Here is a 4,858-nt window from a genome sequence, read left to right as displayed (position 1 = left end):
CCCGACGGCCGTGACCCGGCCGCGATCCTCGGCGGCGGCCCGGCCCGGCCCGGCCCGGACCTGTCCACCACCGGCGCGTCCGAGGCGTTTGTCTATTTCGTGCAGGTCGGCGCCTACGCGCGCACCGAGGAAGCCGAGGCCCAGCGCGCCAAGCTGGCGATCCAGGGCTTCGAGTCCAAGATCACCGAGCGCGAGCAATCGGGCCGGACGATGTACCGTGTGCGCGTCGGCCCGTTCGTGCAGCGCGCCGAGGCCGAGAAGGTGAAGGAAACGCTGGACGGCGCCGGCATGGTGTCGGCGCTGGTGCGGGTGCAGAAATGAACTTCGCGGCGTGGGGATGACTCCACCGCTGCGTCTGTCTGAACGCTGAAAGGATGCTCATGAACCGTCGTGACTTCACGACCCTGTCGCTGGCCACCACCTGCGTCGGACTGCTGCCGGCCTTCGGCCACGCCCAGGGCGGTCCGGTCGAGGGCAAGGACTACGTGAAGCTGTCGCAGCGCCAGCCGACGCAGGACCCGAAGAAGCTCGAGGTCGTGGAGTTCTTCTGGTACGGCTGCCCGCACTGCCACGCCTTCGAGCCGATGCTCGAATCCTGGGTCAAGAAGCTGCCGCCGGACATCACCTTCCGGCGCCTGCCGGTCGCCTTCCGCGAGGTGCCGTTCGTGCTGCACCAGAAGCTGTACTTCGCGATCGAGGCCCTGGGGCTGGTCGACACCCTGCACCGCAAGGTCTTCACCGCGATGCACGTCGAACGCAATCCGCTGAACACGCCCGAGGCGATCGGCGACTTCGTGGCGAAGAATGGCGTCGACAAGGCCAAGTTCCTCGACGTGATGAACTCGTTCTCGGTGCAGACCAAGGCCCGCCAGGCCGCCGCGCTGTCGGCCGGCTACAAGATCGACGGCACGCCGGCGATCGGCATCAACGGGTCCTACTACACCTCGGGTTCGCTGGCCGGCAGCAACGACCGCGCGCTGGCGATCACCGACCACCTGATCGCGCAGATCCGCAAGGGCGGCTGACCCTCGTTTGGCGTCGACGCGACAGCGGCCGTCGGAGCGGCGGCCGGCCGTGGCAAGCGATCGAACTCACCCTAGAATCGGCAGCAAGATTCATGCCGATTCCCTCCATGTCCGCTCCGACCCCCTATCCTGCATCGCGGTGCACCTTGCTGGCGCAGCCTGTTTGCCGGGCCGTCCTGGCGGTGCTGGGGCTGGCCCTGCTGCCGGCCTTCGCCGCCGAAAAGGCTGACCGCAGCCAGCCGCTGGCCTTCACTGCCGACTCGGCCCGGGTCGACGAGGTCAAGCAATTGAACATCCTGTCGGGCAACGTCGAGATCACCAAGGGCAGCATCGTCATCCGCGCCGACCGCGTGGAGGTGCGCCAGAGTCCCGAGGCTACCAGTCCGCGGTGGCGACCGGCTGGCCGAACAAGCGTGCCTACTTCCGCCAGAAGCGCGGCAGCAACGACGAGTACATCGAGGGCGAGGCCGAGCGCCTCGAGTACGACGGCCGCGGCGACACCGTGCGGCTCGTGAACCAGGCCGTGCTGCGGCGCTTCCGCGGCAGCACGCTGGCCGACGAGGTGGCCGGCAACACCATCTCCTACGACAACGTGACCGAGGTCTTCCAGGTGCTCGGCGGCCCGGCCTCCGCGGCCGCGCCAGGCCGGGTGCGCGGCGTGCTGACGCCGCGCGAGAACCCGGCTTCGGCGCCAAACTCCGGGGCGGGGACGCGGCCATGAACACGGCGATGGCGAGCCGCCTGGAGGCTCGCGGACTGCAGAAGAGCTACGGCGCCCGCAAGGTCGTCAAGGACGTGCACCTGGCCGTTGCGGCCGGCGAGGTGGTGGGCCTGCTGGGCCCGAACGGCGCCGGCAAGACCACCAGCTTCTACATGATCGTGGGCCTGGTGCGCGCCGACGCCGGCGAGATCCGCATCGACGGCGCGCCGATCGAGCGCCTGCCGATCCACCAGCGCTCGCGCCTCGGGCTGTCCTACCTGCCGCAGGAGGCCTCGATCTTCCGCAAGCTCACCGTCGAGGAGAACATCCGCGCGGTGCTGGAGCTCCAGTTCGACGAACGCGGCAAGGCCTACACCAAGGCACGCATCGACGAGCTGCTCGACGGCCTGCTGCACGACCTGTCGATCGACAAGCTGCGCGACAGCCCGGCACCGGCACTGTCGGGCGGCGAACGGCGGCGCGTCGAGATCGCCCGCGCGCTGGCCACGCAGCCGCGCTTCATCCTGCTCGACGAGCCGTTCGCCGGCGTCGATCCGATCGCGGTGATCGAGATCCAGCGAATCATCGGCTTCCTCAAGAGCCGCGGGATCGGCGTGCTGATCACCGACCACAACGTGCGCGAGACCCTGGGCATCTGCCACCGCGCCTACATCATCAGCGAAGGACGCGTGCTGGCCGAAGGCACCCCCGAGCAGATCGTCGAGAACGCCGACGTCCGCAAGGTCTACCTCGGCGAGCACTTCAGGATGTGATGAAGCCTTCCCTGCAGGTCCGTTTTTCGCAGCATCTGGCGCTCACGCCGCAGCTTCAGCAGTCGATCCGGCTGCTGCAGCTTTCCACGCTCGAGCTTCACCAGGAAGTCGAGCAGATGCTGGAGCAGAACCCCTTCCTCGAAGTGGAGGAAGATGCGCCGACCCCGTTCGACGCGCCGGTGGAGCGCGCCACGGCCACGGAGCGCCAGGCCGATGACGCCTGGGAGGGCTCGGGGTCCGAGGTGGCCGCCGACCCCGAGCCGGTCGCGGTGGATGCGGCCGAGTTCGGCACCACCGAGCGCGAGGACTGGGAGAACGGCACCGAGCGCGAGGACTTCGACGGCATCCGCGAGACGCCCGGCAAGGCCGGCAACAACGACAGCGACGAGTTCGACCCCATGGAGCGCAGCAGCGCCGGGGTGAGCCTGCAGGACCACCTGCGCGACCAGTTGCGCGGCATGCGCCTGAGCGACGAGGACCGCGGCGCGGTGATGGTGCTGATCGAATCGCTCGACGAGGACGGCTACCTGGCCGACCCCCTGGAAGAGATCGCCCAGCGCCTGGCCGGCGACGAGGACGACATCGCGGTCGAGGAGCTGCTCGACCGCCTGCGCTGCGCGCTGAAGTGGCTGCACAACCTGGAGCCGCTGGGCGTCGGTGCGCGCGACCTGTCAGAGTGCCTGACGCTGCAGCTGCGGGCCGGACCGCGCTGTGAGGCGCAGATGATCGCGATCCTGATCTGCAAGTACCACCTCGAGTTGCTGGCGCGGCGCGACGGCAAGAAGCTGATGGCCGCCACCGGCGCCGACGAGGAGCTGCTGAAGGCCGCGCAGGCGCTGATCGTGCGCTGCGAGCCCAAGCCCGGCCGGCCCTTCACCAAGGCCGAGGCCAACATCATCGTGCCCGATGTCATCGTGCAGAAGGCCGGCCGCGGCTGGCGCGTGGTGCTCAACCCCGACGTGATGCCCAAGCTGCGCATCAACGACCTCTACGCCCAGGCCATCAAGCAGCAGCGGGGCGCGCGCACCGAATCGGGCGCGGGCCTGAGCTCGCGGCTGCAGGAGGCGCGCTGGTTCATGAAGAACATCCTGCAGCGCTTCGACACCATCCAGCGCGTGTCGCAGGCCATCGTCGAGCGCCAGAAGGCCTTCTTCAGCCATGGCGCGATCGCGATGAAGCCGCTGGTGCTGCGCGAGATCGCCGACGAGCTGGGTCTGCACGAGTCGACCATCTCGCGCGTGACCACCGCCAAGTACATGTCCACGCCCTACGGCACCTTCGAGCTGAAGTACTTCTTCGGCTCCTCGCTCAACACCGAGGCCGGTGGCAATGCGTCGAGCACCGCGGTGCGTGCGCTGATCAAGCAGCTGGTCAGTGCCGAGGACGCCAAGAAGCCGCTGTCGGACAGCCAGCTCAGCAGCATGCTGGAAGAGCAGGGCATCCAGGTGGCACGCCGCACGGTGGCGAAGTACCGCGAGGCGCTGAAGATCGCGCCGGCCAACCTGCGGCGCACGATGATGTGACGACGAGGTCTCGGGCCCGAACCGGCAACAAGACCCAGCGCCCCGCCCGGTGTCGACCGAGGCGCGAGCGCAACCCTCGAACCCCTCTGCACGCATGAACGTCGCCCTTCCGCCCGACGCCCCGCCGTCCTCCTTGTTCCTCCCCTGCGCGGCCGGCGTCGAGGCGCTGCTCGCCGACGAGGTTGCCCGGTTGCTGCCGGGCGCGGCGGCGCAGACGCAGCGCGGCGGCGTGATGGTGCGCGGCGGCCCGCGCGAGGCGATGGCACTCAACCTCGGCAGCCGGCTCGCCCAGCGCGTGCTGTGGCAGGTGGCCGATGCGCCCTACCGCAGCGAGGACGACCTGTACGCGTTGGCCCGCAGCCCGCGCTGGCCCGACTGGATCACGCCGACGCAGACCCTGAAGGTGGACGTGACCGCGCAGCGCGCGCCGCTCAAGAGCCTGAACTTCGCCGCGCTGCGCATCAAGGACGGTGTCTGCGACGCGATGCGCGACGCGCTCGGCGCGCGCCCGAGCGTCGACACCCGCCGCCCCGACCTGCCGCTGCTGCTGCACCTGGCGCCCGAGCACGCCACGCTGTATGTCGACACCTCGGGCGAGGCGCTGTTCAAGCGCGGCTGGCGCGAGGACCAGGGCGAGGCGCCACTGAAGGAGACGCTGGCTGCCGCGATGCTGGCCGCCGCCGGCTGGCAGGGCCGCGAGGCCGACGGCCCGCTGCTCGACCCGGTGTGCGGCTCCGGCACGATCGCGATCGAGGCGGCGCAGATCGCCTGCGGCATTGCCCCCGGCTCGCTGCGGCGCTTCGCGTTCGAGCGCCTCGGGCCGTTCCGCGACGCCGG

At 69.8% G+C, this 4,858-nt stretch carries 5 protein-coding genes and 1 pseudogene; all 6 read left to right on the top strand.

Annotated features, from left to right (window positions below):
* Positions 1-321 (top strand): SPOR domain-containing protein (locus Y694_RS19735; RefSeq protein ID WP_173402822.1); only part of this gene is annotated, 321 nt, incomplete at its 5' end.
* Between the two features lie 59 nt (positions 322-380).
* Positions 381-1,025: a thiol:disulfide interchange protein DsbA/DsbL gene (locus Y694_RS19730; protein ID WP_036235666.1), complete on the top strand. Its 645-nt coding sequence runs from the start codon at positions 381-383 to the stop codon at positions 1,023-1,025.
* 92 nt (positions 1,026-1,117) lie between these two features.
* Positions 1,118-1,746 (top strand): annotated as a pseudogene (gene lptA, locus Y694_RS27295) (lipopolysaccharide transport periplasmic protein LptA).
* Positions 1,743-2,498: an LPS export ABC transporter ATP-binding protein gene (lptB, locus tag Y694_RS19720; RefSeq protein ID WP_011827750.1), complete on the top strand. Its 756-nt coding sequence runs from the start codon at positions 1,743-1,745 to the stop codon at positions 2,496-2,498. Before lptA ends, lptB begins: the two are co-directional and overlap by 4 nt.
* Positions 2,498-4,021 (top strand): RNA polymerase factor sigma-54, encoded by a 1,524-nt coding sequence (locus tag Y694_RS19715; protein ID WP_011827749.1) that lies wholly within the window; start codon positions 2,498-2,500, stop codon positions 4,019-4,021. Before lptB ends, Y694_RS19715 begins: the two co-directional genes overlap by 1 nt.
* A 94-nt stretch (positions 4,022-4,115) precedes the next feature.
* Positions 4,116-4,858, top strand: a 743-nt coding sequence (locus tag Y694_RS19710) for a class I SAM-dependent RNA methyltransferase (protein WP_231497800.1), incomplete at its 3' end; no start/stop codon positions are given.

The organism is Methylibium sp. T29-B, from assembly GCF_000576225.1.
Taxonomy (GTDB): domain Bacteria; phylum Pseudomonadota; class Gammaproteobacteria; order Burkholderiales; family Burkholderiaceae_C; genus Methylibium; species Methylibium petroleiphilum.
The sequence above is the reverse complement of the archived record's forward strand: the minus strand, read 5'-3'. Positions and strand labels throughout refer to the sequence as shown.